The sequence below is a fragment of the Nostoc sp. NMS7 genome (assembly GCF_017115085.1).
GTDB lineage: Bacteria > Cyanobacteriota > Cyanobacteriia > Cyanobacteriales > Nostocaceae > Nostoc.
The window spans coordinates 1-16,406 of the sequence record NZ_JABXKJ010000178.1 but is presented as its reverse complement, the minus strand read 5'-3'; the positions used below and the strand labels follow the sequence as shown (position 1 = coordinate 16,406).

Below are 16,406 nucleotides of genomic sequence, written 5' to 3'. Positions count from 1 at the left end.
ATCATCACTATCAAATAGATATACTTTAATCTTCCGCCCAAAATTTAACATATTTTAGGCTGTTTTTATCGGATTTCTCTTAACATTCAACACTTTTGGAATGACAATAATATCCCAAATTATTATCTTTACGGAACAGTCCTCACTCGTTATGGTTTAGCCTCCTTAAATCATGACATTAGACGAGGAAATAAGACTACTCTGCAAAAAGGCTATTGGAATGGTAAAATTCATTCTTTTGTAGGTTCAAGTGCAATTCGTTGGGCGTTACGTTTTTATCTTCAAAAGCAAGGTTATTTAGTTAATCGAGTTTGGGATGAAAACGAAAATATTAATCGGTTAACAAGTGAAGATTTCGATCCAGCACAATTTTATGATGATGATATTTTTGGGTTTGCTTTATTAGAGTCTGCTGAAACAGAGGAGGAGACTTCAACAACAAAGAGAAAAAAGAAACAAACAAAAGTCAGTACTCCTAATCAGCGAATGGGTGCTTTAGGGATGAATATGGCTGTTTCGCTAACGCCTTATGATGGTGCAGTCAAGTTAGGGGCAAAAAGTGGCAGAGAAAAGGATAGCACATCGCTTCATTTTACAGAATATCATGCAACTCGATATCAATATTATTTTGGAATTAATGCCACTCATCTTAAAAATTCTTCGCGGATTTTACCTCTGATAGATGGGATTATGAATCTGCCCAAGGTAGGAGGGAGTAGTAATATTTTTAATTATCCTTTCTGTCCAGATAGTTTTGTATTTCAATGGACAAATCATTTTGCTTCCTATATTTCCTATTGCTTTGAATATTGCGATCCTAAGAGTAAGGAAGTAAAACTTACAAAAGAGTTTATAGATGAAGTGGAATGCGGACAGATTGACCCTAGTAAATTGTGGATTGGGGGAACAATTGTTAAGGAGTTACAGCAATTAGATAATTTTGATAATTCCCCTTTGAAGAAGGCGCATATTTATCGTAATCGAAATGAACTGATTGCAGCTTTGAAAACAGTCATTAAAAGAGATTTGGGCTTAGAAGAATCAAAATGATTGCACCATTAATTCTCTATTTGGATGTTCCATTTACGAATTTTCGGGAGTCCCATGCAAGGGAAATGGGAAAAACCTATCCTGTCCCTCCTCCAGCGACAGTGTATGGAATGTTGTTGTCTTTGGTAGGGGAAACGAATGTCTATCGCCACTGTGGGGTAGAATTGGCAATCGCAATGTTATCTAGCCCCAAAAAATCACAAATTTTGCGTCAAATGAGACGGTTTAAGAATGCTGATTTTAGCCATCCAGAGAATCTTATTCCCTGTTATCAAGAAATTTTGTCTAATCTAAAGTGCTTGATTTGGGTTCGTTCTGACGAGGAAAAGATACAACCAAGTTTAAGGGAGAGGATACAGTTAGCGTTTGACCATCCTGAGCTAGTAAGACGGTTTGGTTGTTTATTTTTGGGAGAAAGTGACCAGTTGATTAAAACGATCAAACTTGTCTCGGAAGATTATCTAGAGGGAGTGAGACAGTGGGCGATTAAGGATAATCGAGGCAGGTTAACTTTACCCTATTGGGTTGACCATGTGGGGTCAAGAAATACCCGATTTTTGAGGTATCGGATTGAGGAAATGCCAAGCTCACCACCTCCTGATTTGGCGTGGACGATGATTCAATCTCCAATTTGACAAGTATCTCTTATGGGAAAGGGAGTTTAGGATCAAAGAATGGCGGGAAGGTTTACACAGTAAGGGATATGGTAATTGAGACAAGAAAAAAGGTGCTTGCCATTTTTGGCAAAGCTTATCGGCACTGGGTTTGAGGGGCTGAAAGTAAGGGAAACTTTGGTAAGTTGTATGCTTTTGGTTTCTCGATCTGGAAAGTACTTGTAAGATTGTAAATGAACCTTCTTCAGTTAAGGGTTTTCACCTTTGCTGTGATTCGTGGCTTTATGCCGTTAGGCGTTGCTCAACCCAGGCTCTTTCGTAGCAAGTAGTTGGGGATGGTAGGTGATTCGTGGCTTTATGCCGTTAGGCGTTGCTCAAGATAATCCCAGTCTGATTGAATTAGGGTTCTTTCGTGATTCGTGGCTTTATGCCGTTAGGCGTTGCTCAAGTAAATTAGCCCTTGGTCATAAAGACGGATGAAAGGTGATTCGTGGCTTTATGCCGTTAGGCGTTGCTCAAATATCGAGGTCAAATTACTGACTGCGATCGCAGTCAGTAATTCGTAGCTTGATAAGGTTGGGTTATTCCTTCAGCAACTTCCGCTAACCTTTAATGGTACGGTTAAAGATGCAGAACCGGGGCGTACTGTAACTCTTACTACAGGAACGAAAATTAACTTTGGTAAAGCAGAAAGTGAAATTCGACAATGAGCATAGAAGAGTTAGAGTCAGCTTGATTACCAAATATCAAAAATGCGATCGCATAGCATAAATTTTTGCTGTAGTAGAACTTTTCAACTTAATCTTGAACTTATTTAAGTATCTCAAACCTTTATGAGAAAAGGGTTACAAAATTGTTCAGCCGTTTTATTCGATGTTTTTGCTGCCAAGCAAGTCTACTACAGAGAGTACGCTTAAATTGTTCAACCGAATTATTCCTCTACATAAGAAAGAGACGTGATTCAGTTCACGTCTCCAAGTGATGGGATAAATGCTTTGTGTGTTATGTTGCGTCGGCTACCAGTAAACCATTAACAGCGATGATGATTATTTGTGCTGCTAAAGGACTATCACAACATGGCCTATCATCCCTATTACAGGCTTGTGCTACCCATTTCCCCTGTAGATTTTGGTAGAAAGTGCCAAGTAGTTGAGAACCATTCCAGACTCGATACAGTTCACCCAAGTCATCTGCTACGGAGTCAATTTCAATTTCTGGTGCTACTGGGTCGGACAGGTGGTCAATATATTCCTCAAACTCTGATTCAGCCAAGGCTGAGTTACTAAAGTCATCTTGTACAATCATCATGAGTGACCTCATTAACGGGGTTGAACAAAAGGCGATCGCAATCTTTGGACGGAGGGCGATCGCCTTTTTGAGTACATCAATCTATTAGTAACTTTAGTATCTAAAACCAACGAGTGTGTTTAAAACTTTAATTTGTCACTTCGACTGTGCTTAAAAAATTGCTTACTGATATTTTTAATGCTGTACAAATAGCCTCTAATACTTTCAGAGAGACGCTTTCAGACTCACCATACTCTAGTTTCTTTAAATTTTGATGCGAACACTCACCGCCTCTGGCAGCAATTTCATCAGCCAGCTTCTGACGTGATTTTTTTCCACGCAGTCGCTTTAAAACTGTTCCTCTATCTTTATTCCAGGCTACTGATACAACGTCCTCAATGTAAATATAAATTCTGGTTTCTTTTTCACCTTTGTTGGACATATAATAGCTACAGCAGTAAACAAAATATAAATTTCTGAGCTACTACAGTTTACAAACTATAACGATTTAGAGTGAAAGTGAGTCTCCTTGAGAAAAACTGACGCTCAAGTAGCAAAAGTCATTTAGTATTTCATTTTTATCAACAGAAGTCCAAACTTGCGGATTTTGCGTTGCTGTGGATAAAAATGCGATCGCAAAGTTGAGATTCTGATTCCTGGTAAGCCATTAGTATCTTTAGCGGCGTTTTGTCGCGCGGGTCAATGGCTATAAACTTGCCATGCTCATCTAGCACAATATAATTGATGGCGCGATCGCATATCAGATCGAAATAGCTATAGCCGCTATAGCCATCCTCATCTTTGCCAGCCTTGCCGCTAGTGGCATACAAGGATTTTTTCAGAGCATTAATAATTTGATTCTGCTTGAGGCTTTCTTTTAGCTGCTCAATTTCCTGTTGCAATGTGGTCTAGGACTTACGCACTGTACAAACGAATCATCTTGTGTGTTAATCTTACGTTGCTTAGATACCACTTCTTGGCGGTGCTAGCGATCGCCCAGTACGAGAGATAAATGACGAACGGACAAAACGGACAAAAGAAGAAATTAGAAACTCAGCTTTGGAATATTGCCGATTCGCTACGGGGCAAGATGAACGCTGATGAGTTTCGGAATTATTGCTTAGGGTTTATTTTCTACAAGTACCTATCCGAGCGTCAGCATCTTTACGCCAATGAGATTTTGGCTGAGGATAGGATTGATTTTCTAGAGCTTGATGAGTCGTCGGAAGAGGGGCAGGAATATTTAGAGGCAATTAAAGAGGAATCTATTGCCGAGTTGGGTTATTTTTTGAAGCCATCTGAGTTGTTTAGTTCTCTGGCTAAACGGGCATTAGGCAATCAGGCGGATAAGGATGAGATTAGTGATGAGGAGTTAGAAAAGAGTTCAATTTTTATTTTGGGGGATTTGACGGATGTTTTAAACAACATTGAACGCTCCACTATGGGCAAAGAAAGTGAGGAAGATTTTGATCATTTGTTTGAGGATCTGGATCTGAATTCGACAAAGTTGGGGCGGACTCCGAAGGCGAAAAATGCTTTAATTGCGAAGATTTTAGTGCATCTGGATAAGATTGATTTTCGGTTGGGAGACACCGAGAGCGATGTTCTGGGGGATGCCTATGAGTATTTAATTGGGCAGTTTGCCAGTGGTGCGGGGAAAAAGGCAGGGGAGTTTTACACGCCGCAGCAGGTTTCTAAGGTATTGGCGAAGATTGTGACGACGGGGAAAGAGCGGCTGAAGTCGGTTTATGACCCAACTTGTGGTTCGGGTTCGTTGTTGTTACGGGTGGCGCGTGAGGTGGAATCGGTCGGGGATTTTTACGGACAAGAAATGAACCGCACGACTTATAACTTGGCGCGGATGAACATGATTTTGCATGGCGTGCATTATCGGAATTTTGATCTGAGGCAAGAGGATACGCTGGAGCATCCCCAGCATGAGGGTATGCGGTTTGAGGCGGTGGTGGCAAATCCGCCGTTTTCGGCGCAGTGGAGTGCCAATAAGCTGTTTGAGTCGGACGATCGCTTTAGTTAGTCAGTATGGGAAGTTAGCCCCGTCTTCTAAGGCTGATTTTGCCTTTGTGCAGCACATGCTCCATCACCTGGATGAGAACGGCATTATGGCGGTGGTGTTGCCCCACGGGGTTTTGTTTCGCGGGGGGGCAGAGGGGCATATTCGCCAGTATCTAATCAAGGAGCGGAATTGGTTGGATGCGGTGATTGGGTTGCCTGCGAATATTTTTTATGGTACGAGTATCCCGACTTGCATTCTGGTGTTGAAAAAGTGCCGGGAATCTCCTGAAGATGTTTTGTTTATTGATGCCAGTGCCTATTTTGAGAAAGCGAAGAATCAGAATTATTTGCGGGATGAGGATGTTGAAAAAATTATTTCCACTTATCGCCAAAGGATAGAGGAGGAGAAGTATAGCGATCGCGCACCGTTAGCGGAGATTGCCGAGAATAATTTTAATTTAAATATTCCGCGTTATGTGGATACGTTTGAGGAGGAGGAGGAGATTGATCTGGCGGCTGTAGCGGCAAAGTTGAGGCAGTGCGATCAAGATATGGCGGGGATTGATCAGACGATTAAGGCTTTTTGTGATGAGTTGGGGATTGATGCGCCGCTATGAGTAAGAAGGCAAATAAAAATGCTCCTGAGCTTAGATTTCCTGAATTTAAAGATAACTGGTTGAAGAAAAGTCTGGGTGAAGTATGTAATAGAATTCAAGATGGCAATTATGGGGAAAGCTATCCAAAAAGTGACGAATTTATTAAAGATGGGATTCCTTTCTTAACCTCAAAAGTAATTGGTAAGAACGGAGAAATCATAAAGTCAAAAATTGATTATATAAGTCCGCAAAAGCATACCCAACTAAGTAAAGCACACCTAAGTATTGATGATGTTTTATTCACAAATCGTGGTGCAAATGTTGGTGTAATTGGATTTGTTGACAGAAGTATTTCTAATGGAAACATTGGTCCACAACTTACTTTATTGAGATCGAATAAAAATATTATTCTCCCAATATTTCTAAGGTACTACATGAATACCTACGCTTTCCAGAAACAAGTTCATTCACAAGATAGTGGTAGTGCAATGAACTTTTTTGGAATTGGTGCCACTGAAAAGTTCATAATCTATATATCTACTATTGCCGAACAGGAAAAAGTTGCGAGTTTTCTGAGGGCTGTCGATCGCCGTCTAGCCCAACTCCGCCGCAAGCAGGAACTCTTGCAGACCTACAAACGCGGCGTAATGCAGAAAATCTTTTCTCAAGAGATTCGGTTTAAGGGTGCGATCGCTTTTCCCTTCCCTGCTTGGGAAAGGAAAATCTTTGGAGATATGGCTACTAAAATTAGTTCCAAATATGATCCAACCAACAGCGACACTAATTATCCTTGCATAGAGCTTGAAAGTATTGAGCCAAATACAGGAAAATTAATCAAAATATTTAACTCTGAAGAACAACAAAGTATCAAAAGCAAATTCAGATCAGAGGATGTTTTATTTGGTAAGCTTAGACCTTATCTAAGAAAATTTGCTTTTAGTGATTTTGAAGGTGTTTGCTCTACAGAAATTTGGGTATTGCGAGGAAAACTTATATCAAGCAAATACTTGTATTACCTAGTTCAATCACATAAATTTTATAAAATATCTAATGTTAGTTTTGGCTCTAAAATGCCTAGGTCTGATTGGGATTTTGTTTCCAATTTTTTATTTGAATTTCCTTGTAAAAAAGAACAAGAAAAAATAGCTAACTTTCTAACCGCAATCGATCGCAAAATCGAAACCCTCTCCCGCAAAATCGAGCAAACCGAACAATTCAAAAAAGGCTTACTACAAAAAATGTTTGTGTAAAATAAGGTAATACCATCAATTTCGCTACACAGGAGCTAACTCCATCATGATAGTAGCCAAAGACAAACCCACAAACTTCACCCCAGAAGAATACTTTGCTTGGGAAGAACAGCAACTAGAAAAACACGAACTGATCGACGGTCAAGTTTACGCTATGACTGGCGGTAGCGTTAATCATAGCCGTATTGCAATTCGATTTACGACTATGTTTGATACCCATTTAGACGCTAGTAGTTGCATAACAGGTAACTCAGACCTGAGAGTTAATATTGTAGGAACCAATAACTATACCCATCCAGATGTCAGCGTCACCTGCGACGATCGCGATAAAACCACAACCCAATATATTACCTACCCCTGCTTAATCGTTGAAGTTCTCTCCACCAGCACCGAAGCCTACGACAGAGGCGGCAAATTCCGAATGTACCGTCAAAACCAAGCCTTAATCGATTACCTACTAGTCAGTTCCACCAGCATCGAAATCGACCTATATCACAAAAACGACGCAGGCGACTGGTTGATTATCAACTATAAAGCAGGCGACACAATCGAACTCAAAAGCATTAACCTTAATTTCCCCATTGAACAAGTCTATCGCGGTTTAACCCTTGAACCAGGGAATGGGGAATAGAATCAAAGCATTACCTACTACCCATTACCTAACGCCCAATATGCTAACCCTCGAAACCGTAATCCAAAAAATCCAACAACTCCCCCCCGAACAACAAAAAAAAGTGATCGAATTTGTAGAATTCCTAGAATTTCAAGCCGATCGCCAACAACAAGATAAACAACCCGAAACACCTCCCCAACAGGATCAAGACTTTTTCGCCCTAGCCGGAATTTGGGAAGGGAAAAACATTACCCTAGACACCATCCGCAAAGACGCATGGGGTGAAGAGAATCAATGATTTTGTGTGATACCAATATCCTCATTGAATTCTATAAAAATAATACCCCCATCATTCAATAATTACGTCAAATTGGCATTCATCAATTAGCCATTAGCGTAATCACTAGAGCCGAACTGTACTATGGCGCAATTAATAAAAACGAACTTAATCGTATTCAGCAACACCTAGACCTACTCCAAAATATCCCTATCGATCAGCCCATTTCAGAGAAATTTATTCAACTCATGGCGCAATATTCCCTAAGCCATAAACTCACAATTCCCGATGCCCTGATTGCTGCCACTGCCCTAACCCATAACATTAGCCTCTATACCTTAAACCTTAAAGATTTTCGCTTCATCCAAGGCTTAAATATTTATAATCCCACCCTTTCCCCATGACCCAAACCGAAGCCGAACTTGAACAAAACCTGATTGAACGTCTAACAGGATTAGGCTACGAACCCGTCACCCTTCGCAATGCCGAAGATTTCAAAGCCAACCTAAAAGCTCAACTGGAAAAACATAATAAAGCCCAACTAGAAAAGCATAATAAAACCCAGTTTAGCGACGGGGAATTTAAGCAAATCCTCAACTACCTCGACAAAGGCAATGTCTTTGACCGCGCCGACCGCCTGCGGGACGAAATGGAATTCAAATGCGACGACGATACCACCTTTTACATTAATTTGCTCAACACCGAACACTGGTGTCAAAACCAATACCAAGTTACGAACCAGATCACTCAGCAAGGCAATTACAAAAATCGCTACGACGTAACCCTGCTGATTAACGGCTTGCCCCTCGTCCAAATTGAACTGAAACGCCGAGGGCTGGAACTTAAAGAAGCCTTCAACCAAATCAACCGCTACCAACGCCATTCCTACGGCGCATACAATGGACTATTCCAATACGTCCAAATTTTCGTCATCTCCAACGGTGTCAATACCCGCTACTACGCCAACAACCGAAAACAAGAATATGAACAAACCTTCTACTGGGCAGACCAAGATAATAACCTGATTACCCAACTGGAAGACTTCGCCGACAGCTTTCTGGAGAAATGCCACGTCTCCAAAATGATCTGTAAATACATCGTCCAGCACGAATCCGACAAAGTGCTGATGGTGCTGCGCCCCTATCAATATTACGCCGTAGAAGCCATCATTGAGCGAGTCAAGGATACCGATAAAAACGGCTATATCTGGCACACCACTGGATCAGGCAAAACCCTCACCAGCTTCAAAGCTGCCCAAATTCTCACCCAATTACCCAAAGTGCAGAAAGTGCTGTTTGTCGTCGATCGCGCTGACCTTGACTACCAAACCAGCAGAGAATTTAATTATTTCAGCCCCGACTGCGTAGACACCACTGACAGCACACGCCAACTGGTAGAACAAATGGCTGGGGATAATCGCCTCATTGTCACCACTATTCAAAAACTCAACCGAGCGATCAAATCCCAACGCCATGAAGCCGCAATGGAGAGCTTGAAAGATAAGCGCATTGTGTTTATCTTTGACGAATGCCACCGTTCCCAATTTGGCGAAACCCATAAAAATATCGTCAAATTCTTCACCAAAGCCCAAATGTTTGGCTTTACCGGGACTCCCATCTTTGCCGATAACGCTGCTAGCAACGAACACGGTAAACGTACTACCAAAGACCTATTCGAGGAATGTCTGCATAAATATGTGATCACTAATGCGATCGCTGATGAAAACGTGCTTAAATTTTCCGTCGAGTATTGGGGCAAAATCAAACGCAGAGACGGCACGCTGATCACAGAGCCAAAATTAGACCGAGAATTCTTTGAAAATCCCGACCGAATTTCTCTAATTGTCGATTGGATTATTGCCAACCATCACCGTAAAACCCACGGCAAAAAATTCTCCGCCATGCTCTGCGCCAGCAGCGTAGACACCCTAATTACCTATTACGACACGTTCAAAAACAAACAAAAACAGGGATTACATGACCTACGAGTGATCACAATTTTTACCCCTGGCTATAACGAAGAAGACCAAGACGCAAACGGCTTAATTGGAGAACCCGATTTTAATATCAGCACAGATCCGAGCAATCGTAGCCATAGCCGCGACAAACTGAATCAATTTATCGCGGACTATAACCAAATGTACCAAACTCAACATTCCGCCAAAGATAGTCAGGCTTTCTATGCCTACTATAAAGATATCGCCAAGCGGATGAAAGACCGCGATCGAGAAAACTTTCAGGATCAGGAACGCGCCGATATTCTGTTAGTCGTCAATATGTTTCTCACGGGCTTTGATGTCAAAAAGCTCAATACACTTTACGTTGACAAAAATCTGAAGTATCACGGATTAATTCAAGCATACTCCCGCACTAATCGCATTTTGGGCGAACTTAAATCCCAAGGGAATATCGTCTCTTTCCGTAACCTCAAAGAGAATACTGATCAAGCGGTTGCCCTCTTTTCCGACACCAACGCAAGCGAAGAAATTTTCATTGAACCCTACGAATACTACACTGAAAAATTCAATGAAGGTGTGCAAAAACTGAGAGCGATCGCCACTATCCCTAACGATGTCAATAAACTGATTAGTGAAGACGACCAAGTTAAGTTTGTTAAAGCCTTTCGTAATCTTATCCGTTTACAGAATGTCAGTAAATCATTTACTGAATTTAGTTTTTCCGACTTAAATCTGGATGAACAAACCTTTGAAGATTATAAAAGCAAATATCTGGACATCTATGATAGAACGCGATCCAAACCCGATGACGAGAAAGAATCTTTGGTTGAGGAAGTCGATTTTGAACTGGAACTGATCCAGCGAGACGAAATTAACGTCTCCTATATTCTTAAGCTGCTGGCTAACCTCCAGCGAGACATCAAGGATGATGCTACCCAGGAAGATTACCAAAATCAGAAAGCGTCTATCCTTGAGCTAATCGGGAAAGAAGTCCAACTACGCAGCAAGCGGGATCTGCTTGAGAAATTTATCGAAGAGCGGCTACCCACCCTTGAACCCGAAGAAAAAGTCGAAACCGTCTTTCAAGACTTCTGGACTCAAGAACGTGTTGAAGCGATTCAGCAACTCTGCCTAGAGGAGAACCTCAAGATTGAAGCCGTTAATCAAATGATTGCCGACTACAAATTCTCTGGGAAAGAACCGTTAAGGGAAACCGTGCTGAGTGCTTGCAACGAAAAACCGAAATTATTAGAGCGTAAAAAAATCTTTGCGCGAGTCGTATCAAAGTTACTCGACATCATCAACAAATTTGATGACGCTCTTGGTGAGCTTGGGGAGGAAGAATAACACAGTTCTCAAAGCAGGCGATCGCCCCCTAGTGCGTAGCAACAAATAAAGCAATCTCCCTCCTGTTCTCAATCCTAAGTAAAGCGATCGCCAATCGCCCCTCACAAACCACCTGCTTTTGACAATTCTGCTTTTGACAATTAGTTGTCTATCGCTGTGTCGTTTTGCGATAGCTGTAATCGATGTGTTGTTGCTTCAAGCTTTTGAATCGCTTCATTCAGATCAAGCTTGATTAGTACTTGTAGAGAATGTCCACTCGGCTTGCCCTTTCTCCGAGCAGCCTCATCCAGTAATGAATCCCGAACACATTTAAGCCAATCTAATTCCTCAAGTAATTTTTCATTGTTGCCATCGAACTTATATCGTTCTTTTATTGCATAACCAATAGTCATCTGATGTCCAAATTTGAGTTTTAGTAAGCCTTCTACAAATTCAGTTGTTTTTATGTCTTTCAATATAGGTATTTCAGCATATCTCAGTCCTGGCACACCCCAGTCATGCGAGTTATTTAAGGAAATTATGTCATGGAATTTCCATTGATCGCTTTGCATGATAGCAAGTAGCTCTCTCCTAAGATCAGGCAAAATCTCAACCCTTGCTAACTCTTGAGCTTTTTCAAGGTATGTACAAAAATCTTGAAATTCTTGAAGTTTTGCACCTTGAAAACCAAGCCCCTTGTATGCCCCAGATATACTGTCAGCCATAGAAACTGAATAAGATGCCAGTTTTGATTGATTATTATTTTTCAGCCAATCAATAAAGAGCTTTGAACTAGTCAAAATTTCTTCTTTGGTTTTTGAAGATAGCCCGATGTCAGAAAAATAGAGTAAAAGCCCTGTTACATGCTTTAGGATTCCGAGATCGGAAAATTCCGTGTCTCTGTTTAAGTATTGTGTTTCAACTTCATTGAGCAAAATAATAAATTCGTCATCACTAAGATGATGAAAATGCCATAACTTCATCCATTTGGGTGTATTTTCATCTTGAAAATATATACTGCTAGCAAGTGATTGATTGAGTTCTTGTAAATCTAAGATGCCTTTATCAAAAAAAGTATGCCACCATCTTGTGCTAGGAAATGGATCGTACAACCTTAACGAAGGATATTTACTAATTACTTCCTGAAGTGTTTTTCCTTCGCTATCATTCTGCCCTGTATCTGAATTAGTGAACCCAGGTCTAATCTTCATCCTCATATTTGCAGATTCTTGTAGCAAACTGCCGATATCTTTAGGCAGCATTTTCCCACTTCTAATTTCAATTGAAAAAGGCACAAGGAACCTTAAAATTTCTTGAAGGAGTTCTGACTTATTCTTCGCTTTTTCTGGTAGTACATTAAAAATTCTTTCAAAATTTAAAACAACTTGCTTTAAAGTTCTTACATTTTTGCATTGTGCTTGCTGGTATAAGTCTTGGATTAATTCAGTATTGTCAGATAATAGCTTGCTAGCATCTTGATTTTTTACCCCTTGTAGAAAGTTTTCGAGTGCCTTGTCAAATTCTAGGCAAATTGCAAGATGTTGACCAATTACTTTTTCTTTGAACACTTTGTAATCGTCTTTCTTTAGCCTTTCCTCGTCGGCAATAATAATTACTTTTAATTCTTTTTGTTCTACAAAACTGTTGATATACCCCAGTATGTTACCAAGGGGTATATTACATCGCTCTAAATCATCAAAAATTAATATACTTTGATCAAGATTTGTAAAAAGCTCAGTAAGCTTTATACTTGGAGTGGTAAGATTTAATGTTGTGTCATCAGTTACATCTAGTTTTAAACTATTCTTTAAAACTTGTGTAATAAGATTTCTTCCTATCGCCACTGGCTTTGATGCTAGAAAAGGAATTTGTTGTTGCAAGAAGGCTTCTTCTATTTCAGAAAATGAAGTCACTCCATTAAGGCTGACATACAAGTATTTCCGCTTTTTCTCCCTTAAGCTTTCGCAGTAACTTTTGATGAACCATGTCTTACCAGATCCCCACTCTCCTTTAAGTAAAACGGCAAATCCAGGCGGATCAGGTAAATTACAGTAATAATTTAAATACTCTGTGACATGGCTGTTATCTAACGGGTTATGCTGTGTCATGTTGCTTACAAAATTACTAAAGTTAATGCTTTCTCGTCGTTCATCTTGGCAGCGATCGCCTGACAATAAAAAGCACGCTCTTAAGATACGTATTTTTTTCTAGTATCAGTCGGATGATTCTATCCCATATTTTCAGTAATGGAAAGCGATCGCACTCCCTGAAGCCAAACACAAAGAAATTTCCCTAGCAGCAAAATACTCCTGAAACGTTAGGTGAAAAAGGGAATAATACCGATGTAACCGGAATTGATATCAATCTTTATTTATACTAAACTTCTACAACTTTAATTCCAGACTAAAATTCCCGAACAATATCTTGCCCAATTCCTTAAAATCTGACCCAAACAACTGGAATACACTAATCTTCGCCTTCTCGCACACAGGAATAATCAACTTTACCAAATGATAAGGTTGACTTTGATTTGTTCTTGAGGCTATCCTCAAGGATTCCATGATTACCCCTAAATCTCCCAATAACTTCACATCCTTTCCAATTGCTTGTTCAAACACTAACAAAATCAATTGTAATTTTCGGGTTAACTCGATCGGGATGGGTTTATATCCTAATTGGGGAGTAAGTGCAATTAATTCGCTAATTCCTTGAATATTAACTTGATATTTCTCTATTTCCTCTTCGCCTTTAATTTCCTGTCCTAACCACCCGTAACAAAGAGAGCAAAATCCCGCAGGTGAAAGCCTAGCCATCACAGGTAAACGGGAACCACAATGAAGACATTCTTCTATTAATCGCTGTTTGTGAATCAAACAAAATTCTACATCTTTAAATGACCATGATAATGGTTCATAGATAGTTTTGTTATCCTGCATCCACTCTTCCCAACAACAAGGACACCAAGCGCGATAGTTCCGAAATAACCCCTTGTCATAAATCATTCCTTTCCAGCTTAAAAGGGTCAAAAAGCGTAAATCCTGACGCATTGTTAACTCTTGTAAGACAGTGACTAACTTTCCTGTCATTTCTCGCATTCCGTTGATAGTCGGTTTAGCGTCGCTATTCCCCAATAGGTGACTTAGGTTTTTTGCCAATAGCTCAGATTTATCCTCATCTTTGAGGATAAGTGGCGCAATTTCTCCCATAACGAGCTTTTGAGAGGTTAAACAGTGCGCCTGTGCCAAACGATGGAGATAGCTACTAAGACTTTCTGCGTAGGGAGTTCCCAGCGCCACAGGTTCAAGAGAGAATAACCGACTCCGTTGCGGGATTTCTAGAGGTTTTAGGCTCCAATGTTCTGAGTAAATTGTCATCCCTCTTGGATTAACCTAAACGCTGGTACTTTAGTTTTAACAGCCAAATTTCAGGAATTAGTTTCCGATTCACTCTTAACCTCGATACCGTAATTAACAAAGAGATCGGAGACAGATATCTCCAAAGCTGCCGCTAACTTAACAATATTTTTTAACGAAGGGTTACGCTCTCCGGTTTCGATTCCTGAAATGTAGTTGCGATGAAGTCCTGACTTTTCAGCCAGTTCTTCTTGGGATAAATCTAGCTCTCGCCTTCGCCGCCTAATCGCTTTGCCAAAGCGGTACTCAATACTGAAGTGTTTCTGCGTCACAAAACAATACTGAACCAGTATCGCCATTAAATCCATCTACTATAAGTGGACTTTTGCACAATATAAGTGTTATAAAGTTAAGTAGTATAGCATCAGGCAAGCAAGTTCCTAACTTTATGGTCTTATTTTGATAAATTCATAAAATAAAGTGCAAAGTGCTTAGTAAGGAGTATATGAAAGGGCAATTTGAACAATGGGTTGCTCGCCTTCAAATATCCGAGGCAGGGCAAAAAATTATTGAGAAAGTTCGCTCATCTGAGCCATCCCGTCGCGTTGGTGGCGGTAGTAAGAATGTTTCGGGACGCTACCCTAGTCGCAAGATGGGAGTCACGATTCAATTTGAGTCTCATCGGGTTGAACTGCCAATTATCTATCAGTTAGAACACGATGAAGATGTTCTAGAATTCTACGACCAACCACCGCAAATTAAACTTGACTATCAAGCAAGTAACGGACGTAGATTAGGCGTTTTACACACCCCAGATTTATTTGTCATCCGAACCAATTCGGCTGGTTGGGAAGAGTGTAAAACTGAGCAGGATTTGAAAAAACTAGCAGAGAAAAACCCCAATCGTTACTTTTACTCTGGAGAAGATAATCAATGGCATTGCCCGCCAGGAGAATTCTATGCTAACCAGTTTGGGCTTTATTACCGCATTCATTCAGATCGGGAAATCAATTGGGTTCTGCAACGTAATCTGCAATTTTTAGAAGATTATTACCGGGCCGAATCCCTAGCAGTGGAAGAAGCGATCGCTCAATCATTACTTGCAATTGTGTCATCTCAACCAGGAATAACTTTAGCAGAATTACTCAATCAGTCAACAGGAGCTAAATCTGACGATATCTACATTTTAATTGCTCAAGAGCAAATCTATATTGATTTAAATGCTACACCCCTTGCCGAACCAGAAAGATGTCTAATCTTCCGTGACGAACAAACTGCTAGTGCTTATAGATTAATGGTTGAGCAGCCAAGTGTAAATCTTACGGCTATCTCTCCTGTAGTCAATATTGTTACTGGAACGACTGTTAGTTGGGACGGCAAAGGTTTAAATATCATCCATGTTGGAGAAACAGAGGTTATACTTGGCGCAGAAAATAATCAGTTAATTGAACTCAAAAAAGCTATATTTGAGAATCTGGTTCGCCAAGGAAAAATCACCAGTCTCCAAACACCAGAAAAAACAGCTATTAGCACAGAATCTTGGCAGCGATTTTATCAAGCTAGTCCTGAAGACCAAGCAGAAGCCCTTGAACGCTACAAAACTATCGAACCTTACTTAAACGGACATCCCCCAGAAAACGAAACAGTACCAGCCCGTACCATTCGTCACTGGAAAGCTAAATATCTAACTGCACTTCAAAAATACGGTTGCGGCTACATTGGGCTTTTGTCCCATCGCAGTGTCAAAGGTAATCGTCAGCGCAAGCTGCCCGAAGACACGTTAGCAATTATGGAGAAGTTTATTTTAGAAGACTATGAAACTCTTAAACAAAAAAGAATGTTGGAGGTTTACGGGGCTTTAGTTCGAGCTTGCGAACAATCTAGTGTAATTGCTCCAAGCTATAAAGCATTTACCAAAGAAGTAAAACGCCGTACTGGTTACGAACAGACTAAAAAACGCCAAGGCCATCGTGCCGCTTATCAGCATGAATCCTTCTATTGGGAGCTTTCTAAGCTAATCGGCATTTAAATTGCAACATAGTCACTATTACCCTTGTTTTTTATTTTTCG

14 protein-coding genes, 1 pseudogene and 1 CRISPR repeat array are annotated in these 16,406 nt (G+C 40.4%); of the genes and pseudogenes, 9 read left to right on the top strand and 6 right to left on the bottom strand.

The genetic code is table 11. The features are described from left to right. Nucleotides 1-501: 501 nt before the first annotated feature. Complete coding sequence (locus tag HWQ38_RS19720) at nucleotides 502-1,050, top strand: hypothetical protein (protein ID WP_292796731.1); 549 nt, start codon at nucleotides 502-504, stop codon at nucleotides 1,048-1,050. Next, the gene (cas5, locus tag HWQ38_RS19715; RefSeq protein ID WP_292796728.1) at nucleotides 1,047-1,685 is read left to right on the top strand and encodes a type I-MYXAN CRISPR-associated protein Cas5/Cmx5/DevS; all 639 of its coding nucleotides are present in this window, start codon (nucleotides 1,047-1,049) and stop codon (nucleotides 1,683-1,685) included. Before HWQ38_RS19720 ends, cas5 begins: the two co-directional genes overlap by 4 nt. A gap of 248 nt (nucleotides 1,686-1,933) precedes the next feature. After that, a CRISPR array of direct repeats spans nucleotides 1,934-2,183; the repeat unit is 36 nt; unit sequence GTGATTCGTGGCTTTATGCCGTTAGGCGTTGCTCAA. A gap of 483 nt (nucleotides 2,184-2,666) precedes the next feature. Here the strand turns inward: cas5 and HWQ38_RS19710 are convergent. From HWQ38_RS19710 to HWQ38_RS19700, 3 genes are all read right to left on the bottom strand, one after another. After that, a complete protein-coding gene (locus HWQ38_RS19710; protein WP_292796725.1) occupies nucleotides 2,667-2,972 on the bottom strand; it encodes a hypothetical protein in 306 nt (101 codons plus the stop codon). A 127-nt stretch (nucleotides 2,973-3,099) separates the two neighbouring features. Further along, nucleotides 3,100-3,393 carry a helix-turn-helix transcriptional regulator gene (locus HWQ38_RS19705; RefSeq protein ID WP_292796722.1) on the bottom strand — a complete coding sequence of 98 codons (294 nt, stop codon included), beginning with the start codon at nucleotides 3,391-3,393 and terminating at the stop codon, nucleotides 3,100-3,102. Nucleotides 3,394-3,532: 139 nt separating this feature from the next. Beyond that, nucleotides 3,533-3,853 carry a hypothetical protein gene (locus tag HWQ38_RS19700; protein ID WP_292796719.1) on the bottom strand — a complete coding sequence of 107 codons (321 nt, stop codon included), beginning with the start codon at nucleotides 3,851-3,853 and terminating at the stop codon, nucleotides 3,533-3,535. Between the two features lie 110 nt (nucleotides 3,854-3,963). Between HWQ38_RS19700 and HWQ38_RS40525 the strand changes: the two are divergent. The 6 genes and pseudogenes from HWQ38_RS40525 to HWQ38_RS19665 all read left to right on the top strand — a co-directional run bounded on the left by HWQ38_RS40525 (nucleotide 3,964) and on the right by HWQ38_RS19665 (nucleotide 11,004). After that, a pseudogene (locus tag HWQ38_RS40525) lies at nucleotides 3,964-5,581 on the top strand (type I restriction-modification system subunit M). Beyond that, a complete protein-coding gene (locus HWQ38_RS19685) occupies nucleotides 5,578-6,810 on the top strand; it encodes a restriction endonuclease subunit S (protein WP_292796712.1) in 1,233 nt (410 codons plus the stop codon). The pseudogene HWQ38_RS40525 and the gene HWQ38_RS19685 overlap by 4 nt, the downstream one beginning before the upstream one ends. A gap of 46 nt (nucleotides 6,811-6,856) precedes the next feature. After that, nucleotides 6,857-7,441 carry a Uma2 family endonuclease gene (locus HWQ38_RS19680; protein WP_292796709.1) on the top strand — a complete coding sequence of 195 codons (585 nt, stop codon included), beginning with the start codon at nucleotides 6,857-6,859 and terminating at the stop codon, nucleotides 7,439-7,441. Beyond that, nucleotides 7,431-7,721: a DUF2281 domain-containing protein gene (locus HWQ38_RS19675; protein ID WP_292796706.1), complete on the top strand. Its 291-nt coding sequence runs from the start codon at nucleotides 7,431-7,433 to the stop codon at nucleotides 7,719-7,721. The genes HWQ38_RS19680 and HWQ38_RS19675 overlap by 11 nt, the downstream gene beginning before the upstream one ends. Nucleotides 7,722-7,792: 71 nt before the next feature. Further along, the gene (locus HWQ38_RS19670; protein ID WP_366933323.1) at nucleotides 7,793-8,104 is read left to right on the top strand and encodes a type II toxin-antitoxin system VapC family toxin; all 312 of its coding nucleotides are present in this window, start codon (nucleotides 7,793-7,795) and stop codon (nucleotides 8,102-8,104) included. Beyond that, on the top strand, nucleotides 8,101-11,004 hold the full coding sequence (locus HWQ38_RS19665) for a type I restriction endonuclease subunit R (RefSeq protein ID WP_292796703.1): 2,904 nt from the start codon (nucleotides 8,101-8,103) through the stop codon (nucleotides 11,002-11,004). The genes HWQ38_RS19670 and HWQ38_RS19665 overlap by 4 nt, the downstream gene beginning before the upstream one ends. Nucleotides 11,005-11,144: 140 nt before the next feature. On the opposite strand, the gene HWQ38_RS19660 is transcribed toward HWQ38_RS19665, so the two are convergent. The 3 genes from HWQ38_RS19660 to HWQ38_RS19650 all read right to left on the bottom strand — a co-directional run bounded on the left by HWQ38_RS19660 (nucleotide 11,145) and on the right by HWQ38_RS19650 (nucleotide 14,695). Continuing rightward, the gene (locus tag HWQ38_RS19660; protein ID WP_292796700.1) at nucleotides 11,145-13,157 is read right to left on the bottom strand and encodes a P-loop NTPase fold protein; all 2,013 of its coding nucleotides are present in this window, start codon (nucleotides 13,155-13,157) and stop codon (nucleotides 11,145-11,147) included. A gap of 210 nt (nucleotides 13,158-13,367) precedes the next feature. Next, a complete protein-coding gene (locus HWQ38_RS19655; RefSeq protein ID WP_292796697.1) occupies nucleotides 13,368-14,357 on the bottom strand; it encodes a TniQ family protein in 990 nt (329 codons plus the stop codon). Between the two features lie 50 nt (nucleotides 14,358-14,407). Beyond that, entirely contained in the window at nucleotides 14,408-14,695 is a 288-nt protein-coding gene (locus tag HWQ38_RS19650) for a helix-turn-helix transcriptional regulator (RefSeq protein WP_292796694.1), read from the bottom strand. Between the two features lie 146 nt (nucleotides 14,696-14,841). Between HWQ38_RS19650 and HWQ38_RS19645 the strand changes: the two genes are divergently transcribed. After that, nucleotides 14,842-16,365 carry a heteromeric transposase endonuclease subunit TnsA gene (locus HWQ38_RS19645; protein ID WP_292796691.1) on the top strand — a complete coding sequence of 508 codons (1,524 nt, stop codon included), beginning with the start codon at nucleotides 14,842-14,844 and terminating at the stop codon, nucleotides 16,363-16,365. The last annotated feature ends 41 nt before the right edge of the window (nucleotides 16,366-16,406 follow it).

Excerpts from the sequence above, each read along its gene's own strand:
- HWQ38_RS19675 (WP_292796706.1), top strand. The coding sequence starts at position 7,431 with ATGGGGAATAGAATCAAAGCATTACCTACTACCCATTACCTAACGCCC.
- HWQ38_RS19650 (WP_292796694.1), bottom strand. The coding sequence starts at position 14,695 with ATGGCGATACTGGTTCAGTATTGTTTTGTGACGCAGAAACACTTCAGT.
- HWQ38_RS19720 (WP_292796731.1), top strand. The coding sequence starts at position 502 with ATGAATATGGCTGTTTCGCTAACGCCTTATGATGGTGCAGTCAAGTTA.
- HWQ38_RS19645 (WP_292796691.1), top strand. The coding sequence starts at position 14,842 with ATGAAAGGGCAATTTGAACAATGGGTTGCTCGCCTTCAAATATCCGAG.
- HWQ38_RS19680 (WP_292796709.1), top strand. The coding sequence starts at position 6,857 with ATGATAGTAGCCAAAGACAAACCCACAAACTTCACCCCAGAAGAATAC.
- HWQ38_RS19685 (WP_292796712.1), top strand. The coding sequence starts at position 5,578 with ATGAGTAAGAAGGCAAATAAAAATGCTCCTGAGCTTAGATTTCCTGAA.
- HWQ38_RS19710 (WP_292796725.1), bottom strand. The coding sequence starts at position 2,972 with ATGATGATTGTACAAGATGACTTTAGTAACTCAGCCTTGGCTGAATCA.
- cas5 (WP_292796728.1), top strand. The coding sequence starts at position 1,047 with ATGATTGCACCATTAATTCTCTATTTGGATGTTCCATTTACGAATTTT.
- HWQ38_RS19665 (WP_292796703.1), top strand. The coding sequence starts at position 8,101 with ATGACCCAAACCGAAGCCGAACTTGAACAAAACCTGATTGAACGTCTA.
- HWQ38_RS19705 (WP_292796722.1), bottom strand. The coding sequence starts at position 3,393 with ATGTCCAACAAAGGTGAAAAAGAAACCAGAATTTATATTTACATTGAG.
- HWQ38_RS19655 (WP_292796697.1), bottom strand. The coding sequence starts at position 14,357 with ATGACAATTTACTCAGAACATTGGAGCCTAAAACCTCTAGAAATCCCG.